The sequence below is a fragment of the Leptospira tipperaryensis genome (assembly GCF_001729245.1).
GTDB lineage: Bacteria > Spirochaetota > Leptospiria > Leptospirales > Leptospiraceae > Leptospira > Leptospira tipperaryensis.
The window spans coordinates 2,529,652-2,555,330 of the sequence record NZ_CP015217.1 but is presented as its reverse complement, the minus strand read 5'-3'; the positions used below and the strand labels follow the sequence as shown (position 1 = coordinate 2,555,330).

Sequence of the window (25,679 nt, the reverse complement as noted above, 5' to 3'; positions counted from 1 at the left end):
GCAAAAATCAGAGGAGTTTTGTGAGATCGGAAAGGTTTTTGAGCTCCATCTCGAAGTCCGGAATTTCTCCCGGATTGGCGTGTCCATATGTGCAGAACGCAAAAGGACAGCCGTTTTGACGGGCCGCGTCGTAGTCCGAAAGTCTGTCTCCGATCATGAGAATCTTTTCGGGTTCGAGTCCGTAGAGTTTTACGTATTCTTTGAGAATTCCTCCCTTGGTTTTGATCCTTTCGTTGTCTATGACGAGAATCGGATCAAAGAGGGGAAGCACTCCTGCTACGTCGAGAATGGTTTCTATATAAGGTCTTCTTCCGTTGGAAGCCGCTAAAATACGAAATCCTTTTCTGGAAAGAGACTCGATCGTTTCTTTTACTTGAGGATAAAATTCTCCCTCTCCGTTTCGGATTCTCTGACATAAGAATCGAAGAACGCTGTCTGAGATCGTATCTCTTTGTTCTTCTTCGAGTTGGGGAAGGAGGTTGAGGAAAATGGTTTTGACCGGCTTTCCGATCTCGTCCATGATTCTTTCTCTCGAAGGCAATTCGAGGGGAATTCCGGAGCTTTGCGAAAAATGTTCGATTGAGTCCTTATAAACTTGGAGAATGATTTCCTCCGAAGAAAACAAGGTTCCGTCTACGTCGAAGGCAAGAGCTTGGAGAGAATCGCTGGAAAAGGAAGTCATTTCTGGGGACAGTTTCTGAAAACGGGTCCTTTTGGCATTTTCTTTTTCCCTTTGCTTGATTTTCCCCGGACGCGGAGAAAATAGGAAGTATCTCCTCCATGAAAACTTCGGATCTCAGTCAAACCGGCGCTTCCTCTCCACAAAAGATTTTGCAGAATCGTTCGGAGCTTTTTTCGTCCTTTGCCTGGACCGACTACAAGGCCCAGTTGCAAAATCGCGTCCAAGGTGAAAAACTGGAGCGTTACTTCCAACTGACTCCGAGCGAAAGAATCGGATTACAAGACACGATTCGACTGAACGTCTCGGCTACTCCATATTACATTTCTCTTACAGACCCCGAAGACATAGAAGATCCGATTCGAAAGATGATTCTCCCGAGGGAAGCGGAGACGATCTTTTCTCCGGAAGAATCAAACGATCCTCTTCACGAGGAAAGACTTTCTCCCGTGAAGGGACTCACACACATGTATCCCGATCGAGTTCTTCTTTTTACCAATCACGAGTGTTCGGTCTATTGCAGACATTGTATGCGGGGAAGAAAGGTTTCCGATTCCAAGGAGAGGATGCTTTCCGAAGACCTCGAAGCCTGTTTTGAATACATAGAATCCCATCCTGAAATCAGGGACGTGGTTTTGTCCGGAGGAGATCCTCTGAACTTGAGCGATTCTAAGATCGATTGGATTTTGGAAAGACTCGAAAAGATCGAGCACGTAAAAATCTGCAGGCTCGGAACGAGGAACCCGGTCACACTTCCATTTCGAATCACATACGAACTTTGTAATATAATAGAATCTCACAATACGGACAGGTTGTCCATCTTTTGTAATACACAATTCAATCACTCAAAGGAATGCACCTCCGAAGCGAAGGAAGCGGTCTTAAAACTTCTCAAAGCGGGAGTGAGCGTCGGGAATCAATGTGTTCTCCTAAAAGGAATCAACGATTCCGGAGAAACTATGTTAGAACTTCATAAAAAACTGTTAGAGCTTCGAATCCGTGCGTATTATATGTACGATCCCGAATTGATTCCAGGTTCTCGAGGTTTTAGAACTCCTCTTGCAAAAGGAATCGAGATCGTAGGATATCTTCGGGGAAAAATCGCGGGAATGGGAATTCCTCAGTTCGTAAACGATCTTCCCGGAGGCGGAGGCAAGATCACTCTCACTCCGGATTGGTATCTGGGTTATTATAAACCGGAAAGGATGCACGTATTTCGATCCGCGTTACGCGGAACCTATCACGTCAGTCCGGAACCTCCCGATTCTACGATGGAAGATAGTTATCCTGAGATCACTTTGGAAACCTGGGAAAGAATTTCTCCGGACAGCCTGGGTGCAAAAGAAAAAAAATCCTATGAGTGAGGCGATTTCCACCGTAATCGTCTACGCAGATCTCCACGAGTTTACGGGAGAGTTTCCGGATTCTTACAAACAAGAATGGGAATCTTCCGCTTCCATTGAGAGGATTCTCGAATTGTTAAACGAACTCGGGGAAGTTGCCGAACTCGTGACGACGCCGAAAGATCTATTAGAAAAATTGAATCAATATTCTTCCTTAGGTTTTAAGGATCGACCGGTGATTTTTCATCTGATGGAAGGGTTTCGTTCTCGGAACAGAGAAGCCTTGGTCCCTGCGACGGCCGAATTTTTTGGATTTCCGCACACCGGATCGGACGCATTCGCTCAAAACGTTTCTTTGGATAAGAATTTGACGAAGATCTTTGCCAAGTCTCTAGGAATTCCAGTGGCCCCAGGATTCTCCATTGAATATGAGACTCGAAAGAATTTTGTTCTTTCAAAAGAGGTCGTGTTTCCCTGTTTTTTGAAACCTTCCGGAGAGGGTTCGAGTCTCGGGATCGGAGAAAAAAGTATCGTTCAAAACGAAAAAGAACTTCGTTCGCTGACGCGTGACCTTCCGGAGGAATACTTTCCCTATTTGGTTGAGGGATACTTGAGTGGTTCTGAATATACAATTTCCGTAATGGGTTCATCGAAATCGGGTTATCGCGCGAGTCGCGCGGGGCGTTTGATTCTGAGAGAGGATTTGAAAGTAGAGGAAGTCTATGGAGAAAAAACAAAGTCTAAGAGCGCTATGCCGGAAACTTTGGTCTTTGATTGTCCGGTAGAAAGGGAATTGTTCCTTCAGGAACAGAGTCTTTCTTTTTGTAAGGCCTTGGGAACTTCCGGACCTGCGCGCTTGGATTGGAAATGCGACGATGCGGGTGAACCTTTCTTTTTGGAAATCAACCTGACTCCGGGATTGTCTCCGTTTTATTCTACCTTTCCGATTTGTTATCGTCAGGGCTTAGGGGAGGAAAAATCCTTGTTTTCAGAGATTCTAATGATCGCACGTTCGGAATGGGAATCTCCTCGATTTTTATATTCTAAGTTAAAGACGAATTCCATTCTTTCAAAAAAATAGAACAGAAGTTTATGCAGACGTTTCGCTCATCTCAAACAACCGTTTCTTTTCGAACCGCTCTGGAAGAATCGGTCGTCAATCATCCCGTCTTGACCGCGAATCTTTGGTTGGAATCCAAAGAAAGAAGAATGGAAAAAGAAGACCTTCTTCTTTGGTTACGTCAGGAATACTTCGTGAGTGTCGACTTTGTAAATTGGTTTTTAAACACCGCGGCGATCAGCGACAATCTGGACGCAAAGATCGTACTCGTTCAAAATATCTGGGAAGAATTGGGAGAAGGGAAGGCCGAAGATTCTCACGTTTCCATTCTTAAAAAATTTCTTTCCGATATGGGAGAAGTCGTTTTTGAATCTCATCGTCTGCCGGAGACAAAAGCCTATCTTGATCTCATGCAAAGAATCACGACCACCGATTTTTATTCGGCTCTCGGTGCCCTCGGTCCCGCGAACGAATACTTGCTAAAATTAGAATATTCTAGAATGTTTATGTCTTACAAGGAGCTAAAAGGAAGAGTTTCCTTGCCCGAAGGTAAATTCTTTCAGGTCAACCTGGACGCCGATGAATCTCACTCCGAAAAACTCTTTCGTTTGATAGAGTCAGTAGCAGACACGGATGAAAAAAGAAAAAGAGTTATGGAAGGGAATCGATTGGCCTTGGACGCAAGGCTTGTCTTTTACGAAGGATTATCGACTCTTCAGGGATTTTAGAACATTCATTCCGATCATTCCGAAAATGGGAATCAGGGGAAGATAGAGAAGGGGAGCCACCCAACGAAATCCTCTGAGAGAATGACTGAGTTTTCGAACCGCAAAAAAACCGGGATATCTTCTTCCATCCGCAATCATCTGCACATTTCCTTGTGCGACTTGGATGTTCAAACTGGGATGAATTTCTCTCAGCTCTTTTTCCGAAAATTCTCGAAAGGATTTAAAACGAATCTTCGGATTGAGGTTGTAGAATTGAAGTCTTTGTGCTAGGTCATTACAGAAAGAACAATCCCCATCGTATAAAAAGACTAATGCGTTCATGAGTATTTCTCTTCTTGTCGTATTTCTTCTAAATTCTCTCTGTCGTAGTTCCTACATTTGCCGTGAAACTTTCGCGGCCCCGCCCTGATCTTGGGTGGAGGGGTGAGGAGGCGGGAAAACCTCGGGGCAAATCCCTCTTATCAGAAAAACATACTTTCTGCAAGTAAGATTCTCTCTGTAGGAACTCCTACAAACCTTCCATTTTTAAAATTTACAAAATTCTTTCGTTGGGCAAGCCGACATCAAAAAATATCTACCGACTACTTCGTATTGTTAGACGGCGCTTCTAGATCCTGAGGAAGATTTCTTAGAAACGTGCAGATCGGCTGAATGTGTTCTTCCTTAACTCCAATCCAAAAATAGATCCAGATTCCTTCTTTCTGCATTCCGTCGCAAACTTTCGTATACCATTTGGAAATCGAATTCTCCTTTCTCGCTCTCCAAAAAAGCACGGGAAATCTTTGGACCATCTGATCCCAGATATCTCTCCCCACTCCTTCTCCTCTCGCGATTTCGTCTACCGCGAACTTCGAAAGAAAAAAACCGTAAGGAGTGTTTTTGACCAACGCGCACCCCTTGTATTCTGACTCGAGAAGAATTCCCGCAAATTCCTGATTCCAAAAATTCGGTTTCAAGGATCTCTGAAACGCGGTTTCGATGAGATGATTGATTTTAGGTTTTGGAATAGAATTCAGATCGGAAATAAAGTCGATTCGATTCTTCTTTCGAATGAGCGTCCCGCTTCCCTTGATCGTAAACAATTCTTTCAAAAGAGAAGAGGCGGAGGTGATTGCGATTCCGAATTCGGGGTCCTTTACGTTTTTATAAAGTTCATTGCAAGAATGAAATAGAACCGAATCGATCGGATCCGGTGAAATCGTAGAATCCACGTCGTAGATCGAAACTTTCTCTCCGTTGGAATAAATTCCACCCCGAGGATTTAAGTAGATAAGTTTTTTAGTCTTCAAAGAAGAACAGAGATTAGTAAGAAATTCAAAAAGACCACTTCCTCTTTCTTCAGCGATGAATACCGGAAGTTTATTTTCTGCAAGAGCGGATGCGACCGAAGTCTCCACTTGATTGAAATGACGAAATAGTTTTCCGGGAAGCGTGGAGTCCGTGTCTTCCTTGGTGTGATTTCTATAAAAAAGATTCGTATAAGAAATTCCATCCTTGTCCAAAACGACAACCGGATAGAGTTCGAGTTTGTGAAGAAGTTTGAGATTGTAGAGGAGCGCTTCCGCGGACTCCATCAGAGTTCCCGAATCCGCGTAGATCACCGCAAATTTTTCCGGCTCTATGGAACGAAAGAGTTTTAAAAACTGGAATGAATCCTTCGTATTCTCAGTGACTTCTAAAAGTTTAAGAAGAATTTCCTGATGTTTCATTCCGATTCGATAAGATTATTTGCCCAAGGTATAGGCAACCAATTTTCCTTTCAACTTTCCGATTGTGAGTGACTGCTCCTTGTCTTTCTTGAGTTTTAGAAATCCCAAAAGAGAAGTGTCTCCGCAAACAAGAGCCAAAACGTTACCTGAAAAGTGGTCCTTTAGTTTTTTACCCCAGGCCAAGTAGATTTCTTTGGCTTCTTCTTTGGTTCCCAATCGAACACCGTAAGGAGGATTGGTCACAATAAAGCCGTCTTGAATCCCTTTTTCGTTTTCGGACAGGGTTGCGTCCGCGGTAAAAAATTCAATCAGATGATCCACTCCTGCGTTTCTCGCGTTGAGTTTTGCCAGATTCAAGGCTTTTTCGTCCTGATCGGAAGCGAATATTAGAATTTTTGAAACCTTTCCCGCTTCTTCTTTCAGATTCGGTTCTCCGAAAAGTTTTTTAAACGGAAGGGAAGAATCCAGACTTCTGTAGTTCGTATAACCGCCGTACAAAAGTTTTAAAGCCGCTTCGATGACGATCGTTCCGGATCCGCAGAATGGATCGTATAACACAGATTTGGTGTCCCAGCCGGAATAACGGACCAGGGCGGACGCGAGAATCTCCCGCATCGGAGCGTCGCCTCCGATTCTTCCATGACCTCGCTGTTGGAGGGGTCTTGTATTTAAACCCAGAGAAAGTTTTGCGTGATCGGAATGAGAACGAAGATAGAATAAAAAATCGGGCTCGTCTCTGGAAACCTGCGGAGTTTCTTTTCCCTTCGAGCGAAAACGATCGAACATAGCGTCTTTGAGTTTGTAAGTCGCATAACGCGAGTCTTTGAGAGAATCCTTGGTCGTAGAATCGATCCGAAAGGATTGTTCCGGGCTTATGATTTTTTCAAAAGGGAATTGAAGCGCTTGGTTATAAAGATCCTCGGGACTATCCACTCTCCAGTAGCGCAGAGAAATGCTGATCCCCGAAGCAATTCCGGTTGTGAGAATAAAATCTTTTAACGCCTTGGCGGAGCCTTGAAAGAAAACGCCGCCGCGATTCTCTGCGAGGACGGTAAGCCGAGCCTCTAAGATTTCTTCCCGAAGCAAACCGGAAAGACCGTCCGGGCAAGAAGCGTGGTATTCAAACGTTTCCGGTTTTGAAAAGTCCCATTCCGTTTTGGACGGGACTTCTTTTTCTTTGGAACGATCCGAGGACGAAAATTTTCCCTCGGGCTTTCTTACTTTCAACCTAAGGGATTTTTTGGGAGCGGGGTTTCTAAAATTCGTCACTCGATTTGTTGCGCCAGATAGTTTTCAACGCCGATCTGACGAATGATTTCCTGTTGTGCTTCGATCCAATCCACGTGTTCTTCTTCCGAAACGAGAATTTTTTCAAAAAGTTCGCGAGTTCCGTTGTCATTATTTTTGACGGCGATTGCAATTCCTCTATTGAATCTTTCTATCGCGGCATATTCCAGTTCGAGATCCACTTTGAGAATCTCTTGGATGTTATTGCCGACTCCGACTTTCATGTATCTCTGAAGATCGGGAACTCCCTCCAGATAAAGAATACGATCGATGATTTCATCCGCGTGTTTCATCTCGTCTATAGATTCGTGTTTCATAAAGTCTGCGAGTTTTTTAAAACCCCAGTTCTTGTTCATCTTCGCGTGAATAAAATATTGATTGATTGCTGTGAGTTCGGCGGCAAGAACTTCGCCAAGAATTTCTAGAACTTCTTTGTTTCCTTTCATCGTATTTTCCCCTTCTATCCTTTCAGTATAAAAATCATTCTTAAATTTGCAAGGATAGTTTATAAAGTCCTCTGAAAAGTCGTTCGTCTATCTTTGATTTATTTTTTTTGATTTTCAATCTCACAATTTTCAAAAACATAGACTATAGTGTCTTCATCCGTTTTCATTATCGATTCTCAACTCAGTCGCTTTGGTAAAACTGAACTTGATTATCATTCTCTTTCTTATCAAACCGCGAGTCAACTTCTCAAACGAAATTCTGAGTTTGAACCTCAATTTCTTATTTTCGCGGCTATGGCTCCCGAACGATATACGGGAGAGATTTTTCTTCCCGCAAGAATCAAAGAAAGTTTAGGTCTTAAAAATCTTTTTGTAATTCGTACCGAAACCGCGTCCTCGAGCGGTGCGAGCGCGTTACACACAGCGGCGTATCTTCTGCGATCGGGGGCGTTTCAAAGAGGGATCGTCATCGCAACCGAAGTGATGAGCCGGCTCGAAAGAGAAGAAAACAATCTCCTTTTGGGAAGTGTCTTGTCCGAGCGTCAGAGAGGATTTGCGATGTCCATGGCCCAGGGCGGGGGAATGATCGCCACGCGTTATCTTCACGAATACGGATACGATCGAAAGGATCTTTATTCGCTTTCAAAAAAACTCCACGACAACGGCCTTCAAAACGAAAACGCACATATCCGAAAGAATATTACAGAAGAAGAATATTTTAAATCTCCTCTTTTTACAAGTCCGCTCTGTTTGTATGATATTTCTCCTCTTTCGGACGGAAGTAGCGCCTTGCTCTTGAGTTCGGAAAAAACGAATTCTTCAAAAGAATTGAAGATCGCCGGCATCGGACACGGGATTGGAAATCTTTCTTCGGCTCCGGGGAGTTTGAGTTTTCCTTCGAGTGTCGCTGCGTTTGCAGGCGCTTATAAGGAAGCGAATCTAAAACCGGAGAACATACATATCGCGGAACTTCACGACGCATTCACTCCTTTTGAATTGATCGGAGCGGAGGACGCTGAACTTTTTCCAAAGGGAAAAGCGCTACGTTATGTGAAAGAGGGAAAAACACATCCTGAAGGACAACTTCCGATCAACGCGTCGGGCGGATTGAAAACGAGGGGACATCCGGTCGGAGTATCGGGCTTGGCACAAATCGCCGAGCTTCAGACTTGGATGTACAAAGAAAATCGTTTTCAAAACGGACTCGCCCTTTCCATCGGCGGACTGGGAGTGAACAACTTTGCAACGATTCTTTCCAAAGTATAAGAATGGAATTAGCACGTGACTGAAAAAATACTTTTGATTCAAACCGCGTTCTTAGGCGACTTGATTTTAACTACCGCGTTCTTTCGAGAAGTAAAACGTAAGTATCCAAATTCTCATCTCACTGTTGTCGTCAACAAAGGCACGGACGGTGTTTTGGAGGCGAATCCTCATATCGATCGTCTGATCCCTCTCGATAAAAAAGAATTTAAGAAATCTCTCTGGAAATTTTTTTCTTTCTTATGGAGTTTGCGAAAAGAAAAATTCACCCTTTGTCTTCTTCCGCATTTTTCCTTTCGCTCCACCTTGATGGGATATGCAAGCGGGGCCAAAGTAAGAATCGGATATGAAAGCGCAGGCTTTTCCTTTCTACTTACAAAAAAGATTCCTCGTCCATTGCGAGGGAAACACGAGGTTGAAAAATTATTCTCCTTAATCTATGAGGAGAAAGAATATTCAAATCTTTCCAAACGACCGGAGTTGTTTTGGAAAGAAGAATCCGTTTTTCGAGTTCGGGTCTTGATGAAAGAAAACGGTCTGGAAGCGGGCAACTTCATTCTTCTTGCTCCGAGTTCTGTCTGGGAAACAAAACGAATGCCGGCGTCTCAGTTTCGCACGTTAGGCGAAAGACTCTCGAAAGAATCCGGGAAAAAAATCGTCCTCATCGGATCCAAAGGTGATATTGAACTCTGCGAATCCGTAGGGGCAGGATACGGAATCAATCTCGCAGGAAAGACAAATTTGCAAGAGCTTTCCTTTTTGGTATCCAAGGCCTCCTTGATGGTCAGTAACGATTCTTCTCCGATCCATTTTGCCTCTGCCTTTAACATTCCTACGTTAGCCGTCTTTGGAGCTACCGTTCCGGATTTCGGATATACTCCGTTGGCCGAGCTTTCCTATGTCTCCGGGATTTCGGGACTTTCTTGTCGGCCCTGCGGAATTCACGGAGGAAAGGTTTGCCCGGAGGGACATTTTCGTTGTATGAAAGAACAGGACCCCGACAAATTGTTTTCAATCGCAGTCCAATTAGAAAAGGGAATTCAGCCATGACACATTCTATTTATCGAGACCGAATCACAGAGGTTCAGAAAAAACTCAAAGACGGAGAAGTGTTGATCGTATTCGCCGCTTCTCATCTGATTCGAAATCGGGACGTGGAATATAAGTTTCGTCAGGATTCGGATTATTATTATCTGACCGGTCTGGACGAAGCGGAAGGAATTCTTATATTAAAAAATTCTTATAAATCCATCTTTATGCTTCCGAAGGATAAGGAAAAAGAAATCTGGACCGGAATTCGCGTCGGAAAAGAAAAAGCGAAGTCGCTCCTGGCTCTTGACGAATCCTTTGATACCAACGAATGGGAATCCAAGTTAGACGAAATCCTCGTCAATCAGCATACTCTCTATCATTTTTTCGGAAGGGACTTGGTCCGAGATTCTAAACTTATCCAATGGATCTATTCCCTCAATCAACGTTCGAGAGAAGGGAAGTTCGGTCCAAGAAGAATCGAGTCTCCCGATTTTTTACACTGGATGAGAATGTTCAAAACTCCCTTTGAAATCTCGGCGCTTCAAGAGTCCGCGAGAATCACCGCGCTCGGTCACGAACGTTTGATGATAGAATCCAAGCCTGGAATGTTCGAATACGAACTCGAAGCCATCTTAGAATCCGAATATCTCAAACAAGGGGCTTGGGGCGGAGGATACGGACATATCGTTGCAACGGGTAGAAACGCGACGATCCTTCACTATACGTCTAACAACTGTCAGTTGAAAGAAGGCGAGCTCGTTTTAGTCGATAGCGGCGCTGAAAAAGGATATTACACCGCGGATGTTACGCGTAACTTTCCGGTCGGCAAAAAGTTCTCACCCGAACAAAAGGCGGTCTACGAAGTCGTTCTAAATGCTCAGAAGGAAGCGGTTTTACATACGAGAGAAGGTGTGGAGTTTGTCGCGATTCATAATCAAGCGGTAAAAACTCTCTGTGAAGGTCTAAAGGATTTGGGAGTATTGGAAGGTTCTTTGGATTCTATTTTGGAGCAGGGAATATTCAAAAAATATTATATGCACAGAACGAGTCATTATTTGGGAATGGACGTTCACGACGTAGGAACGTATTATCAAAGCGGATCTTCCAAAAAATTGGAGAACGGACAGGTGATCACGATTGAGCCCGGATTGTATTTTGATCCGGAAGATCTTGAAATCCCGGAACGTTTTCGTGGAATCGGAATTCGAATCGAAGACGACGTTTTGGTGCAAGGTCAAAATCCGCTCAATCTGACCGAAATGATTCCTAAAGAAATCGGCGAAATCGAATCGAGAAAAAATTAAACCTAAGTCGTCGTTTGCGGCGTAGGAATCGATTTGATTGATGGCTTGTTTTATAAAAAGAAAATCCTCATTCTTAAGAAAGTAAATTTTTCCTTGTCTTAACCGGAATGAGAACGTTAGTTGTATTGATTTTTCGGTTTTGAAGGAGTTCCTACTTTTGTAGGAGCTTTTTGGGAAGTCCGAAGACAGAATGACTTTGGTTCTTCTTTAGAAGAAAGCGAGTAACGTTTTCGATTCCTAAATTTACAAATAGAGTTCTGTCTTTAAAACCAAATAAGAACTAAGGAAGAGTTGTTTTTATGTTTTTATACGAACATGCCCTCGGTCCGGTTTCCAAAAAGAAATTCAATTCCTTTTCTTATACTTTCATCCATCGAATTCGCTTTTTACAAAAGTTTTCGATCTATCATCTTCTCACACTTTTTTTTGTGAGTAGTTTTATCTTTTCTGTTTCCGTGGATTCGGAATCGATTCAAAAAATTTCTTCCTTGGATACGATCACGAGCCTGGATTCCAATGAGGAGCATCACTGGGAGCTCACGACTTCTGAGCTAAATCCGATTTCCTTTTCGCAGTCATATCTGGATGGGAAGAAAAATTCGATTCCTTTCGAAATTTATAAGGCTCCGGGCGTCCATAAGTTAAAGGATGAATCGATTCAAACGGTTTATATCGTTAAAAAATTTATCGCACCAAAGGAGTGGGCCGCTCCGAGTCTTTCCATAAGGTTGGGGACGATCAACGATAAGGATCGAACGTATCTCAACGGAGTTCTCATCGGTGCTACGGGCGATATGAACGGAACTTTTCCGCAGGCTTACGATAAGATTCGAGTCTATCCGATTCCAAACGATCTCATTCGAAGGGGTGAGAAAAATATCATCGTGATTCAAGTTAAGAAATTTTTCGATCGCGAAGTGGGAATCGAACAGGACCGGACAGCTATCGGCGATAACGCCTTGGTTCTAAAGGATCTTCTTCGCGCCGAGTATATTAAAACATTCTTATTGATGATTTATCTCACTGTGGGAGGTTATTTTCTTTTTCTTTATATTAGGCGTCGAGCGGATCAGGAGAATCTCTACTACGGTCTTTTTACGATTTTATTTTTTATTTATCAATTCTTAAGGAACCAGATTAAATACGATCTCGGGATCGAATTTATCTATATGAAAAAAGTGGAATATATCATTCTTACGGTTTTGATTCCTCTATTCGGTAATTTTGTCCGAGTCTATTTTAAATATCCTAGAAATCTAATTTTAAACGTCTTGGACGGCAGTTACGTCGCGTTTACGATCTTCTATCTTTTTTCAAACAACGTCATTCATTACAATATTCTGAACAAACACGCGGTCCAATACGGTTGGATTTTGTATGTTTCCCTCATTTCGTATTATTTGATCCGTAGAATCGTTCAAAAGGATCGAGACGCGTTCTTTATTCTGATCGGAGTTTTGGTCGTCGTGGTCGCCGGAGTTTTGGATACTCTCGGAGCTCGCAACGTGATCGTATTTCCGAGAGTCGTCGGATACGCTTTTCTATTTTTTATTCTAAGCATCGCGACGATTCTTGCGAATAAGTTCGTTCGGTTAAACGAGGAAGTGGAAGACTTAAACGAAGACCTTGAAAAAAAAGTAGAACAAAGAACCGAAGAACTCAAACAATCCTTGGAACAAGTCAATCGTCTCAAGGTGCAACAGGACGCGGATTACTTTCTCACTTCGCTTCTCATCAATCCCCTTTCATCCAATAAGAACACGAGTAAGGTAGTAAGAACCGAATTTTATACAAAGCAGAAAAAGTCCTTCGAGTTCAAGGGGAAAACCTACGAGATCGGAGGAGATATTCTAATTTCCGGAAACGTGGAATTGAGCGGTAAACGTTATGTGGTCTTTGTCAACGGAGACGCGATGGGGAAATCCATCCAAGGCGCGGGTGGCGCCTTGGTTATGGGAACCGTCTTTAATACGATCCTGACTCGATCCGGGATCAGTTCTCAGAAAGACAAATCTCCCGAACGTTGGTTGAAGGAAGCGTTTTTAGAACTTCAGAAAATTTTCGAATCCTTTGACGGATCGATGTATATCTCGATCGTTTTGGGTTTGGTGGAAGAATCTTCCGGTTTATTGTATTATATCAATGCGGAACATCCTTGGACTGTTTTGTATCGGGATCGAGTCGCTTCTTATATCGAAGACGAATTGACTCTTCGTAAGATCGGTATTCCCGAAAACGAACAACACCTTACGATCAAAACCTTTCGAATGCTTCCCGGTGATACGATCGTGATCGGTTCGGACGGAAGAGACGATCTTCTGATCGGAAAGGCTGAAGATCGGATCATCAACGAGGATCAGGAACAGTTTTTAAGAAGGGTAGAAGAAGGATACGGAGATCTCAGAGAAGTATATGATAGAATTGTAAAATTCGGTGCCTTGGTCGATGATTTTACTCTTTTGAAGATTACGTATCATCCTGAAACGTCGTCTCTCCCTTCCTTTCAAACCCTTCCCGTAAATTCGTTTCAAGAGGCCTTGGATCGTGGAAAGGAACTTCTCGAAAAAAATCGAGTGCAAGAAGGGTTGGATATTTTGGAGAAAGCCTTGGAGCTCGATCCGAAAAACGAACAAATCCTAAAAGTTTTGGGAAAATTTTATCTCAAGGCAAAAGATTATGCGAAGTCGATCGGATACTGGGAAACACTTCTGGATCAAAGCGCGGATTCGAGCGACTTTTTATATCACGCGTCTCTCTGTTACAAAATGCTAAAGTTCTATCAAAAAGCTGCGGATTTAGGGGAACGAGCTTATCTACAGGATCCTACCTTAACTCGGAATCTGATCAATCTTGCCGATATATACAGGATTTTGAATGTTCTTCCTCGTGCAAATGATCTCGTGGAAAGAGCTCTTAGCATCGATCCAAAAAATACAAAAGCTCTTCAAGTGAAAAATTCACTCGGAGTCGTTTGATCGTTTCTATATGAATTCCTTGACGGCTCGAGGTATATCCCCGCGATTTGTTGTCGCGGAAGACATGATATTTTAAAGAATTCTAATTTTCCTCAAGATAGATTCGAATCGCCTCTTTTAAGACGGAAAGTCCGATGGAGAGAGAATCTTCGTCGATATCGAATTTGGAGCTGTGATGAGGATGAATGAGTCCTTTGGATTCGTTCATCGAACCCACAAAGAAATAACAACCGGGAACTTTCATAAGAAAAGCAGAAAAATCTTCTCCACCCATGGACTTCGTATGTTCTTCGGTTACGCTGTCCGCGCCGAGAATGTTAAGCGAAGCCTTACGGACGATATTCGCCATAAAAGGATCGTTGATCGTGGGTTGATTGGTTCTTTCATAGTGGATGGAAACCTTGGCTCCGAGCGCGGACGCAATTCCGTTGACTACACGTTCGAGTTTGCCGGGAACTTCTTCAAACATCTTCTTGGAATAGGTTCTTACCGTACCTTTGAGTTCCGCAGTTTCAGGAATCACGTTAAACGCGTTTCCTGAGTGAAAACTTCCAACCGTAACGACGCAAGAATCCAACGGATCCGTGTTTCGAGAAACGATCGTTTGAAGTGCCGTCACGATCTGAGCTCCGACGACGATGGGGTCTACCGTATGTTGCGGCATCGCTCCGTGTCCGCTGATTCCCGTGATCGTAATCGTAAACTCGTCTACGGCGGCCATCATCGGACCGTCTACAACTCCGACCTTTCCCACCGGGATATGATTCCAGACGTGAAGCGCGAGCGCCGCATCAACGTTATATTTTTCTAATATTCCTTCCTCGATCATCTTGTCAGCGCCTTGTCCGCCTTCTTCCGCGGGTTGGAAGACGAGAAGAACTTTCCCTTTGGGAAGAATGGAACGGATGTCTTCTTTGATATCCGAGGCGAGACCCATAAGAATGGAAGTGTGAGCGTCGTGCCCGCAGGCGTGCATGACCCCGTCGTGAACGGATTTGTATTCCGCTTTGGATTCTTCAAAGATTGGGAGTGCGTCCATATCCGCGCGAACGAGAAGCGTTTTGCCCGGTTTGCCGGAATCGACTAACGCGACCACTCCGGTCTTCGCGATCTTATCCTGAAAGGAAAGTCCGAGAGACTTGAGATGATCGATCACAAATCCGGCGGTTTGATTTTCCTCGTAACGGAGTTCGGGATGTTTGTGGATCTGTCTTCTGTAACGAATGAGTTCTCGGGTTCGGCTGTCGGTCACTGTGAGTTTCATACTTCTTCGACCATTCTACAGCGTAGAATCGTTTTCGGAAAGAATTTTAGATCACTCTGGAATACTCCGACAATTCTCTTTTCCAGACCTGGGTTCCGCAGTAGTGGTCGCCTTCCGGACAATAGGGTTTTACTTCGCCTTGAAGTCGAATCCAACAAGGGGCCTTGATCCACTTTGCGATCTCGGGATGCACTTTCATGACGTCCGTGAGTTCGTCTACGGATGCTTGGAAGATTTCTTCTTGGGCGTTGTAACAAGTTCTAGATCTCCATTTGTGATGGAGGTTGAGAAGATCTCCGCTTTCGTAAAAACGGATCGGGAATGCGTTCGGCAAAAGATAGGTCGCGTATTCGGGAGAACCGCCCGCGTCTAAGAATCGGTTTACCTTTTCGAAAATTTGATTCATATCGGAATCGTATTTTTCTTTGAGCTGTGGATATTTTTGAACCACAAGAGGAGTGATGTAATCCGGAGTTCCCGCATACTGAGACATGAGGACCGGTCTTCCACCCGGAACCATTCTATGTCTCTGATCCTGACTGTCTGCGGTGTGGGAGATTCTTTTTTGAAAAGAATACTGAACGTTAAAGAGGGCCCTCGTGATCGGACTCAGGGAACTTTCGTTCAAGGTGGAAGTTAAGTGTTTATTCTTAGACGGATTTAAAACGAGATCGATTGCGTCCTGATCACCGAGAGAAGATTTAGGAATTCCTAATATAGATCGAACCGATCGTGCGAGAATTTCAGGTCCATTGGAAGAATGGGATACTAGTTTCGAATATCTTCCTCCGAGTTCGGAGTCGTATTCTTTTACAAAAGCCTCTGCGGCTTCCGGATGAAATTCTCTCTTTACCGCGCCGAACATAGAATCAAAAAAACGATACTCGGTCGTTTCTTCGAGAGGAAGGGGATCGTCCATCTCGTCCGCGTAGAGAGGATCTACTGCACGGACTTGGTTGACCATTTCGGTGACGACGGCTCTTTGTTCTTCGGGGACGTCGTAAGAATTCATCAGTCGATAGTAACGATGGAGGGTGAGTCCGTTGATGGAATGATAGAGATACGTATAAGTTCCGAGAGGTAGCAGATAACGCGCCACTTCGAGACATTTTTTCTTGATCGGTCCCTGCCATTTGTCCGGATAGTTGGCTCTGGCCTTGTAGATATTAAAATATTCTTCCTGGATAAAAGGATGAAGAATTTCGTTATAAGAAAAATAAGCCTGACTTGCAAAGTCGACTGCGTCCAAATAGAGTTCTAAAAGTTTTCCGCTGAGTCCTGGAGGAACGTAGTAATTCTCCTTTTTGACTTCTACATATCTTTGAGATACTTGTTCCGAGTTATAAAATGGATGAGAGTGTAAGAAGGACCAGACGAATTGTCGGGAGACTTTATCCAAGGTGAAGATGAACTGAGGATGTTGTCTTGTGGTCAAGTGACCGGCTTTTTTTGTAGACTTTGCTACACGATCTCGAATCTCGATGGACTTTTCAGAAGATACCATGTCGGAAGGAAGAAGAATTCCTTTGGAAGAATAGCAGGTTCTTGCCGTTGCGATCGCAAGATTGAAAGGGTCCTTACTGTGATCAAGTAGTGAAACGACTGGTTTTTGGGTTAGCATCGGATCTCCGGGCGGGACTTGGGGATCCCCGGTAGAACAATCCTGAGGGGAGAAACCTGACCGGAAACTCTTTTTTTGGACATAATTCGCGATCCATAGAGAGCGAATTAGCCAAAAGGCCGCGGAGCGTAGCCGTTGGCTCTTTGTCCAAACACAAAGACCGCGATCCATAGAGAGCGAATTAGCCAAAAGGCCGCGGAGCGTAGCCGTTGGCTCTTTGTCCAAACACAAAGACCGCGATCCATAGAGAGCGAATTAGCCAAAAGGCCGCGGAGCGTAGCCGTTGGCTCTTTGTCCAAACACAAAGACCGCGATCCATAGAGAGCGAATTAGCCAAAAGGCCGCGGAGCGTAGCCGTTGGCTCTTTGTCCAAACACAAAGACCGCGATCCATAGAGAGCGAATTAGCCAAAAGGCCGCGGAGCGTAGCCGTTGGCTCTTTGTCCAAACACAAAGACCGCGATCCATAGAGAGCGAATTAGCCAAAAGGCCGCGGAGCGTAGCCGTTGGCTCTTTGTAAAAACAAAGACCGAGAGATCAGAGGAGTGACCATAGAGAGCGAGGTTTGTCGGAGTTCCGACAGAACTGAGAAGAGGCAGATTCTTCTTGCGAGAAGTGATTTTCTGTGATAGAGGAAAGCTTGCCGATTTTTCCCACGAGCCCACCACCTCCACCCAATCAGGGTGGGGCCCCCGCGCTTTCACGGAAGAATGTCGTAGTTCCGACGAAACCCTTTGAAGGAAGTTTTCTTTTGATTTTGTCGTAGTTCCGACAGAACTGAGAAGAGGCAGATTCTTCTTGCGAGAAGTGTTTTTCTGTGATAGAGGAAAGCTTGCCGATTTTTTCCCACGAGCCCACCACCTCCACCCAATCAGGGTGGGGCGCGCGCTTTCACGGAAGGGCCGTCGTAGTTACGACAAAATCGGTTTTCTAAAAAGCCTTCCTCATTTTTTCTTCTTTGTCTTTTTCGATTTTGTCGGACGAGATTTGGATTCCTTTTCAGAATCTTCTTCTTCAGTTATAATTTCAGTAGCTTCCGCGTGAGAATGCATCCACTCGCTGTTATCGTGTCCGAAGTCTGCGTTGGCTCCAAAGGTCTGTTTTTCTAAGAGTTTTCTTTTTGCGGACTTTTTCTTTTCCTGAGATTCGTAGACGTTCAAAAGATATTCCATTACAATCGGAAGTAAGACCCGGGAGAAAACGGTCGCGACGATCACTCCGAAGATGACCACCGTAGCAAGAGGTCTCTGAACTTCGGCGCCCGCCATCGTCGAGATCGCCATCGGAATAAAACCCACGGCCGCGATGACCTCGGTTGTCATAACAGGACGAAGAGAATGGATTCCCGCAAGATAAACCGCATCCGCGATCGAAGCTCCCTTTTCCAATTCTTCTCGTAGAGTCGAAGCGTAGACGACCCCGTTTAAAACGGCGATCCCGCTCACTGCGATAAAGCCGACGCCCGCAGGAATACTAAACGGAAGACCTCTCAAAACAAGACCTATGATTCCACCGGAAACCGCGAGAGGAACTACTATAAAGACGCCTAACGCGTAATAGATGCTCCCGAAGGCGGCCATCAACATAAAGAAAATAATTGCAAGTGCGATCGGAACTACCATCGCGAGTCTTTCTTTTGCTCGAGTAAAGTTTTCAAACTGACCTCCCCAATCCGTTCTATAACCGGGAGGGAGATTTTTTTCGATCTCTTCGGTGACCTTCTGAGCTTCGTTTACGAAACCTACGAGGTCTCTTCCTCGAATGTTCGTCTCGACCATAATTCTTCTTTTCAAAGATTCTCTATAGATCGCGGCCGGACCTTCTACGAGTTTGATCTCCGCGACTTGTCCGAGAGGAACCGTGGATCCCGAAGAAGTAAAGACCGGAATATTCTCCACCTGTTCCAAATCGGTCGCGTCGATTTTTAAACGAACGACAAGATCAAAACGTTTAAAACCTTCGAACACCTTTCCCGTGTTTCTTCCCAGACGAAGCGCTTCCACGGTCGCGAGAATTTCATCGGCCTGCACACCGTAACGCGCCATGTTCTCCCGATCGACTTTGATCTCAACGAGAGGAAGACCCAAAACTCTCTGCACTCTTAAGTCGGCGACACCTTTGACACCTTTTAATTTTTCTGCAAACTGACCGGCGATGTCCTTGAGTTTGACTAAGTCGTCTCCGTAGATCTTGATTACGACGTCCGCCTTCGAACCCGAAAGAAGGGCGTTCACACGGTTCTCGATCGGTTGCGACAAACTCACAGTACTCGAAGGAATGAATTTAAGAATTTCATCCTTCATCTTTGTCATGAGTTCTTCTCTGTCGTCGGCGCTCACCCATTCCTTGCGGGGTTTGAGTTTTACCATCGCCTCGCCTTCGTCGGTTCCTATCGGCTCCGCCGCCGATTCTCCTCGACCCATCTTCGAGACGACGCTGATCACTTCCGGAAATTTTTTAAGAACGGTTTCCATGTCGGTGTTCGTATCTCTGGAATAGTTGAGAGAAGTGGAAGGAAGACGTTTGATATCTACGGCGATTTCTCCTTCGTCGATTCTTGGTAAGAATTCGGAACCCAGAGTGGAACCCAAAAGAAGCGCGAAGACTACAACTCCTACGCCCGCGTATAAGAATTCCTTCTTGCGAGACATTCCGAAATCCAAAAGCTCTTTGTATTTTTCGGTGATGACGTCCCAATACTTGCTATGATGAAACACGGGTTCTTTGAAAAGAATACTCGCGGCGGCAGGAAACGTAGTGAGTGAGAATAGAAGGGCGGCTCCGAGAGCGAGAGCGACCGTGATCGCCATCGGCTTAAACATTCTTCCTTCCACACCTTCCAAACTCATCAGAGGAAGATAGACGAGCATGATGATCGCGACTGAGAACGTGGCGGCCCGACCGACTCGAACACAAGCGTCCGTAATGATCTCCTCTGCGGCGAGTTCTCTGTCTTCGAGTTTTGTCTGCATCTCATAGAAGGATCGTTTTAAAATAAATCCATGGAGAATGGATTCTAACATCACGATCGTTCCGTCCACGAGAAGACCGAAGTCGAGGGCTCCTAAGGACATCAGGTTTCCCACGATCCCAAAGGCGTTCATAAAAATCGTAGCTACGAGCATCGGAATCGGAATCGCTAAAGCGACGAGTAACGCACCCTTAACGGTTCCAAGCGCGATGATCAAAACGATGATAACAAGAACTGCGGCTTCGGCTAAATTCGTGAAGATGGTGCCTAACGTTCTTCCGATAAATTCGGAACGATCGTAAAAAGTTTCGATTCTCATCCCGGGCGGAAGTCTTTCTCTGATATCTTCGATTCTAACTTTTACTTTCTTAACGACCTCGAGAGAATTCTGACCCATGAGCATCATCGCAGTAGCGCCCACAACTTCTCCCTTACCGTCTTTTGTCACGAGACCAAAACGAAGAGCCGGACCGATTTCAATCTCTGCGATCTGTCCGAGTAAAAGGGGAATTCCATCTCCGGCGGTTGTGACGGCGGTGTTACGTAAGTCTTCGATGGATTTGTACTGACTTTCTCCTCGGATCACGATCTGCTCGGCGCCCTTGGAAATATAACCGCCCCCGATGTTCTGGTTGGCGGATTCTAATTTATCATAGATTTGTGAAAGAGTAAGGTTGTGAACCGCTAGTCTTCTCGGATCGATCTTGACTTGATACTGACGAACCTGACCTCCGATGATGTTTACGTCGATCACACCTTCGACCGACTTTACTTCTCTTGCGAGTTCCCATTCCATATAAGTTCTGAGTTCTTCCGGAGAATGTCGATCGGATGTTAATACGAACTCATAGATATCTCCGAGACCGGTTGCGATCGGAGAAAGCTCCGGTCTTCCGTAACCAGGAGGAATGATGGCTTCGGCTTGTTTGATTCTTTCGTTTACGAGTTGTCTCGCAAAGTAGATATCGGTTCCGTCTTTGAAGATAACCGTAACCGAACTCACACCGGTTCTGGAGATGGAACGAATCTCCGTGACGTTTGGAAGACCTGTAAATTCCATCTCGATCGGATACGTGATAAACTGTTCCACTTCCAGAGGGGAAAGACCCGGAGAAGCGGTGACGGCGGAAACCTGAACGTTGGTCACGTCCGGGATCGCGTCGATGGAAAGATGATAGGCGTTGTAGATCCCCACGAGGGTGATCATAAAGGTGAGAACTAACACCAAGGCTCTGTTCTTAATGGAGGCGCGGATCAGTTTATCAATCATGTGTGTCGAAGAACTCTTAAAAAGACGATATGGACAAAAAACCTCGTTTAGGTCATAGATGAAAGGTTTTTTTAGAAAGAATGTTTTTGAAGAAGTTTATGTGAACCCGACTAAAAAAAGAACCTTTCGGGATCCGTTTAGGTCGCGCTCGAACTCTGTGTAGATGGATTCAGCGATGAGATGAGTTTGTAATCAATATGCAAAAAGAAGAATAGAATTCCATATTCGACACCGATCCACCAAAAAGAATCCCGGAACGGAATCACCGCATAGGTGGAATACGAAACGAGAATCAAAGCCGACCAGACGATAGGAGAGACACTTTTCGAAAAGATGCTAAAAACCAGCAAGGGAAGAATGTACCAAGGATGTAAGGTCGTCGAAAAAAGAAGAAAGATCCAATAGATAGTTTCCGAGGAGCGAAAAAAATCCGCAATCGCCGATTCTTTTTTTCTTCGATAAGAATACGCGAGAATGAAAACTAACGTTGCCCATCCGCAGATCTTTCCCGCGAGATAAAAATTCCCGCCGATTGCTCGCAACGTTTCCCGCAATAAATAATAAATACCGCCGTTGAACTCGAAGAGTTGAAAGAAAACTCCGATCCCGGATTCGCTCTGTTTTTCAAAAAACGATTCCCGAAAAAAGAAAAGACCGACTAACGCGAGCGCCGTCGCAAAAAGGGAAGTTTTAAAAAGGAGAGAGAATCTTTTTCGATCCACTAAAATAAAGACGGTCCAAGGCAAAAGAACAAGAGGAGTGATCTTTGTCAAAATTCCAAGGGACAAAAAGAAAACGTGAAGGAGAAAATCCTTTGTCTTTTGTCTTTCGTTCCATTTCCAAAGAAAATAGACCGCGCCGATCAAAAAGAAAAGAAGAATTGGTTCGGGATGTGAGTTACCCGCAATCTCCAAGATCGCGAGAGGGTTTAGCCAATAGATCAGACTTCTTTGGATCGAAAGACCGTTTTCTCTTAGGATCTTACAAAGAAACCAAAGAACACCCAATTCCGAAAAAATCAAAATGGATTTCCAGATCGCCATTCCGGCCGACACGTTTTGAAACCATAACATCCCTTTGGCGCTGATAAAAAAAAGAAACTGAAGTAGTGGAGGATAAACGGAATAGAATTTCGCCGAGTTCATTTCGTTTAATAATTGAGTCGCGATCAGTTGAACGGACCGGTCGAAAATGGAAAGATCCAATTCTTTAGGAAGAATGGAAAAGGGAGAAATTCCTTCCTGAACCAAAAGTCCGTCCCATAAAAAACGATCCACGTCTTCCGAAAGAATCGGTTTTGAAAAAAACATCAACGTCCTCAATACGAGTCCGAGAAAAATCCAAGTTCGAAAAGAAATCTTAGAGTTCGAAATTTGGGGAAGGAATATTATTAATTTGGAAACTGATTTTTGAGAAAGAGAAAAAAGATCAGTAATCTCCTTTGAAAAGACGACCCAAAAATAGGCGAAAAAGGCGGGAACATTCGCCGCGATCAAAAAAACGAAGTCCTTTCTTTCTCCAAAAAACTGAAATACGACACTAGGAAGAAAGAATAAAAAAAGAATAAACTCCTTGCTCATTTCGTAAATTGAAGTTTCGCGATCGTATAAAGAATTTTCCAACCAGCTCGGATCGATCCGGAAATCGTTCCGCTTACTTTCGAAACCCCGATCCTTTTTTTATAACTGACCGGAACTTCCACACAATCCATTCCGAGTTTGGCGGCTTTGATCTGCATTTCCACAGTCCATCCGAAATTCCGATCCTGCATATTCAATTTTTTGAGAGAATCCAAACGGATCACACGAAACGGACCGAGGTCCGTAAATTTTACACCATACAAAATGCCGATTAAAAACGTGGAGAGCCAGTTCCCGAATTTTTGAACTGGCAAAAGCGAACCCTTTTCCGCCTTACCGAGGGCCCTCGAACCGATCACGAGATCTATATTCGGATTTTGGAATTCGTTTAACAAATCTCTGAGTTCTAAGGGAGAATCCGAATAGTCGGCGTCCACAAAGGCAACCAGATCCGGAGGCGCGGAGGATCGAAAGATTCTTTCCAGACCCTTGAGACAGGCAGCGCCGTAACCTCTCTCCGGTTCTTCTAAAACCACGGCGCCGTTTTGGGAGGCGGTTTTCGCGGTTTGGTCCTTCGAGCCGTTGTCGACGACGATGATTTCTATAATGTTCACGTCGGTAATTTTATTCAAGTCCGCGAGAACGAGGGCGATGGATTTTTCTTCGTTTAACGCCGGTATGACGACGCTTACGGAATGTCGGTTCACAAACCGCCTCGTTTTGAGATTTCCAGTAGGTTCTTCTTGGATGTGAGTTGGATCTTTCCGGTATTCAGATCGGTTTTTGCTTCGTAGAAAACGTTTGCAAAGGGATAGTGAAGTTCGATGTTTTTTATTTTTTTTCCGATTTCAGGGGAGGCGTAGTTTGAATTTTTTTTCATGTGTTCGGCGTTTTCTTTTGTTAAACGAACATGCAAGATTCTTAAAATACCGAATTTAGGCTTTGGGCCGGGCTTTGTATTTAGAACCCAATCGATACTTCGCTTTTCCCCCGATCGGATCCGATTGTCGGAGACGAGTTTTGCCTCCGGATACCATTCCCAGTTTTGTCCGATCTTTTGAACTTCTTTTGAGACTTCTCTTCCGTTTTCGTCTTGAAGAATCGCTTCCACGATCAGATGTCTTTCCGGGTCCCCGGTCGGAACGTTATGACCCGCGAGCGTATTTTCAAGCGTTAGGGACAATCGAATCCCTTCTTTTTCAGACAAGAACCATTTGGGTTCGCCGATTTTCAAACCGCTTTGATATCCCTTCCACTGGGAGTCAAAGAGAGCGAAAGTTTTCGGAACTCCTCCGCCTATAAACGTATGTCTGTGAGAATCCCTTTTTTCTTTTTGAAAGGAAGGAATTACGATGTTTCGATTTACGGAAGGCATGTGGCAGCTAACGCAGTCTTCCTTTGGAAAATGAATACTTTCTTTGTATTCGTCTCCGGTTTTGAAATAACAGATCAAGGAGAGATTGAGTTTATAGTCTTGGTTGTGACAATCGTTGCAGCGCGCGTGAAGGGCTTCCCTGTTTTTTTCAACGGGATGAGGGGCGTTGGCTCCGGTCGGACCGATGAGAACCGTACGACCTTGGGAATCGGATTTGAGATGACAGGTTCCGCAGCTGATCCCTTCTTTTTCCCAATTCGCGTTGAACTTTTTATTGGAAACAAGAACGGGTTGAAATACGTCTCCACCTTTGAGGTGCGTCGCGATTTCCTTTCTCTGACCGGACAGAGGGATATGACAGTTCAAACAAAGCCACTGAGGAGAATTCGGTTTAGCGAGCTCCGCTTGAAATTGAAGATCGGTAAACGCGTTTGCGTGTGTGGAGTTCTTCCATTCTTTATAATGATCTTCGTGACAGACACCGCAATCTTTTGCAGTGAGGCCGTTTATGCCGGGAAGAGATTCCTGGACGTTAATCGGTTCCGCCCAGGCTCGACCCGGAAAACGATCCTTTACAGCGGTCAGATCGGATTCGTTTTTGCAAACATAAAAGGAAGAAAACGTAACTGAGATTCCGGCTACAATCCAGAAAGTTCTCCATGATTTTAGAATATTCAAAAAGTAGAATTTACTGTTTTTGATCATTTTACGGTGAGAGGATAGTCCTTTTCGTTTCCTGCGGACCATTCCCACATCGAACCCGCGTAGTTCTTCGCGTTGTAGCCTTCGTTTCTAAGAACCACGGTCATCCAAGCGGAACGAATTCCCCCGGTGCAATACGTAACGATAATCGTTTCTCTTCCGATTCCCAGTTCTTTGATCTTCTCTGAAATTTCTTCCGAAGATAAAAGGGAACCGTCGTCGTGTAAAAGATTTTTATAATAGAGATGTTTGGCTCCGGGGATATGTCCGCCTCTGGATTCTCCATAGGGAGTTTCACCCAAAAATTCCCTATCTTCTCTCGTATCTAAAAAGACATACTTTCGATTTTTAAGATTCGATTTGATTTCGGAAGAAGTGGCCGTGAGTTTGGGATCCGCTTTGATCTGAAACGAACCGTGAGTTTTCGGTTCTCCTTGATTGGAAACGGGCGCCCCGAGTTGTTTTAAACTAGAGTAACCTCCGTCCACTAAAAATGCGGAACGATGACCGAGAGCACGAAGCATCCAAACGATTCTTCCATCCTCTCCCCAATTGTTTTTGGATTCGCTCACGACGAGTACGGGTTGGTTGTTGTCGATTCCGTAGGATTCTAATTTTTTCCTGAGGGCTTCCGGAGGAAGTAAGTTGCCTCGAAAGGGAAGATTGGGAACTGAGAATTCTTCCCAGGAAACGGAACGGGAGCCGTTGATATGTTCTCTATAAAACACGGAACGAGATCTTGTATCTAAGACTACGCTGTTCGGCAACAAGGCTCTGGCTTCGCCGGGAGTAAGAATCCAAGATTCCGATTTTTGTGCGGAGACGAGATTGGGGAGAAGGAGCAGTAAGGTTAAGAATAAGGATTGAATTTTCATCGTCTTTCCTGATCGGTCTTCAGAGATCTTCTCATTCTATCATTTAGAATGATCTCAAACCTGGATTTCTTTTTTTGTCAAAAGAATCTGGTATTTCTTGAGCGGCAAGAGTTATTTCGTTATAGCAGAAATTTTAATGTTATACTATAATATTTAAAATGATTGCGGAAATGAAGGGCCATCTTTTACGTGAAAT

Annotated in this window: 19 protein-coding genes; 7 read left to right on the top strand and 12 right to left on the bottom strand. The window is 44.4% G+C overall.

What is annotated here, in order from left to right:
* Positions 1–7: 7 nt before the first annotated feature.
* Positions 8–682, bottom strand: a complete 675-nt coding sequence (locus A0128_RS12030) for an HAD family hydrolase (protein WP_069607738.1) — start codon at positions 680–682, stop codon at positions 8–10.
* A 98-nt stretch (positions 683–780) separates the two neighbouring features.
* Between A0128_RS12030 and A0128_RS12025 the strand changes: the two genes are divergently transcribed.
* From A0128_RS12025 to A0128_RS12015, 3 genes are read left to right on the top strand one after another with little or no spacing between them, the layout of a single operon-like run.
* Positions 781–2,043 (top strand): KamA family radical SAM protein, encoded by a 1,263-nt coding sequence (locus A0128_RS12025; protein ID WP_069607737.1) that lies wholly within the window; start codon positions 781–783, stop codon positions 2,041–2,043.
* Positions 2,036–3,103: a D-alanine--D-alanine ligase family protein gene (locus tag A0128_RS12020; RefSeq protein WP_069609269.1), complete on the top strand. Its 1,068-nt coding sequence runs from the start codon at positions 2,036–2,038 to the stop codon at positions 3,101–3,103. Before A0128_RS12025 ends, A0128_RS12020 begins: the two co-directional genes overlap by 8 nt.
* Before the next feature lie 11 nt (positions 3,104–3,114).
* Complete coding sequence (locus tag A0128_RS12015) at positions 3,115–3,810, top strand: iron-containing redox enzyme family protein (protein ID WP_069607736.1); 696 nt, start codon at positions 3,115–3,117, stop codon at positions 3,808–3,810.
* Here the strand turns inward: A0128_RS12015 and A0128_RS12010 are convergent.
* The 4 genes from A0128_RS12010 to bfr form a co-directional block, all read right to left on the bottom strand.
* Positions 3,787–4,131, bottom strand: coding sequence for a DCC1-like thiol-disulfide oxidoreductase family protein (locus A0128_RS12010; protein ID WP_069607735.1), 345 nt, complete (start codon positions 4,129–4,131; stop codon positions 3,787–3,789). The two genes, A0128_RS12015 and A0128_RS12010, sit on opposite strands and share 24 nt — an antisense overlap.
* Before the next feature lie 260 nt (positions 4,132–4,391).
* A complete protein-coding gene (locus A0128_RS12005; RefSeq protein ID WP_069607734.1) occupies positions 4,392–5,519 on the bottom strand; it encodes an acetylglutamate kinase in 1,128 nt (375 codons plus the stop codon).
* 15 nt (positions 5,520–5,534) lie between these two features.
* The gene (locus A0128_RS12000) at positions 5,535–6,788 is read right to left on the bottom strand and encodes a THUMP domain-containing class I SAM-dependent RNA methyltransferase (RefSeq protein WP_069607733.1); all 1,254 of its coding nucleotides are present in this window, start codon (positions 6,786–6,788) and stop codon (positions 5,535–5,537) included.
* Positions 6,785–7,252 (bottom strand): bacterioferritin, encoded by a 468-nt coding sequence (gene bfr, locus A0128_RS11995; RefSeq protein WP_069607732.1) that lies wholly within the window; start codon positions 7,250–7,252, stop codon positions 6,785–6,787. The genes A0128_RS12000 and bfr overlap by 4 nt, the downstream gene beginning before the upstream one ends.
* A gap of 147 nt (positions 7,253–7,399) precedes the next feature.
* Here bfr and A0128_RS11990 point away from each other — a divergent pair, with 147 nt between their 5' ends.
* From A0128_RS11990 to A0128_RS11975, 4 genes are all read left to right on the top strand, one after another.
* Positions 7,400–8,518, top strand: coding sequence for a thiolase family protein (locus A0128_RS11990; RefSeq protein ID WP_069607731.1), 1,119 nt, complete (start codon positions 7,400–7,402; stop codon positions 8,516–8,518).
* A gap of 15 nt (positions 8,519–8,533) precedes the next feature.
* Complete coding sequence (locus tag A0128_RS11985; RefSeq protein ID WP_069607730.1) at positions 8,534–9,565, top strand: glycosyltransferase family 9 protein; 1,032 nt, start codon at positions 8,534–8,536, stop codon at positions 9,563–9,565.
* On the top strand, positions 9,562–10,851 hold the full coding sequence (locus A0128_RS11980) for an aminopeptidase P family protein (RefSeq protein ID WP_069607729.1): 1,290 nt from the start codon (positions 9,562–9,564) through the stop codon (positions 10,849–10,851). Before A0128_RS11985 ends, A0128_RS11980 begins: the two co-directional genes overlap by 4 nt.
* A gap of 299 nt (positions 10,852–11,150) precedes the next feature.
* On the top strand, positions 11,151–13,826 hold the full coding sequence (locus tag A0128_RS11975; protein WP_083244115.1) for a SpoIIE family protein phosphatase: 2,676 nt from the start codon (positions 11,151–11,153) through the stop codon (positions 13,824–13,826).
* An 82-nt stretch (positions 13,827–13,908) separates the two neighbouring features.
* Here the strand turns inward: A0128_RS11975 and A0128_RS11970 are convergent, their stop codons facing one another.
* The 7 genes from A0128_RS11970 to A0128_RS11935 form a co-directional block, all read right to left on the bottom strand.
* Positions 13,909–15,090 carry a M20 metallopeptidase family protein gene (locus A0128_RS11970; protein ID WP_069607728.1) on the bottom strand — a complete coding sequence of 394 codons (1,182 nt, stop codon included), beginning with the start codon at positions 15,088–15,090 and terminating at the stop codon, positions 13,909–13,911.
* 46 nt (positions 15,091–15,136) lie between these two features.
* Positions 15,137–16,711, bottom strand: a complete 1,575-nt coding sequence (locus tag A0128_RS11965) for an FAD-dependent thymidylate synthase (RefSeq protein WP_069607727.1) — start codon at positions 16,709–16,711, stop codon at positions 15,137–15,139.
* Positions 16,712–17,654: 943 nt separating this feature from the next.
* Complete coding sequence (locus A0128_RS11955; protein ID WP_069607725.1) at positions 17,655–20,951, bottom strand: efflux RND transporter permease subunit; 3,297 nt, start codon at positions 20,949–20,951, stop codon at positions 17,655–17,657.
* Between the two features lie 137 nt (positions 20,952–21,088).
* Positions 21,089–22,531: an MptA/MptB family glycosyltransferase gene (locus tag A0128_RS11950; protein WP_069609267.1), complete on the bottom strand. Its 1,443-nt coding sequence runs from the start codon at positions 22,529–22,531 to the stop codon at positions 21,089–21,091.
* Positions 22,528–23,238 carry a glycosyltransferase family 2 protein gene (locus tag A0128_RS11945; protein ID WP_069607724.1) on the bottom strand — a complete coding sequence of 237 codons (711 nt, stop codon included), beginning with the start codon at positions 23,236–23,238 and terminating at the stop codon, positions 22,528–22,530. Before A0128_RS11945 ends, A0128_RS11950 begins: the two co-directional genes overlap by 4 nt.
* Complete coding sequence (locus tag A0128_RS11940) at positions 23,235–24,611, bottom strand: multiheme c-type cytochrome (RefSeq protein ID WP_162274105.1); 1,377 nt, start codon at positions 24,609–24,611, stop codon at positions 23,235–23,237. The genes A0128_RS11945 and A0128_RS11940 overlap by 4 nt, the downstream gene beginning before the upstream one ends.
* Complete coding sequence (locus A0128_RS11935; protein WP_069607723.1) at positions 24,608–25,483, bottom strand: sulfurtransferase; 876 nt, start codon at positions 25,481–25,483, stop codon at positions 24,608–24,610. Before A0128_RS11935 ends, A0128_RS11940 begins: the two co-directional genes overlap by 4 nt.
* Positions 25,484–25,679: the final 196 nt, after the last annotated feature.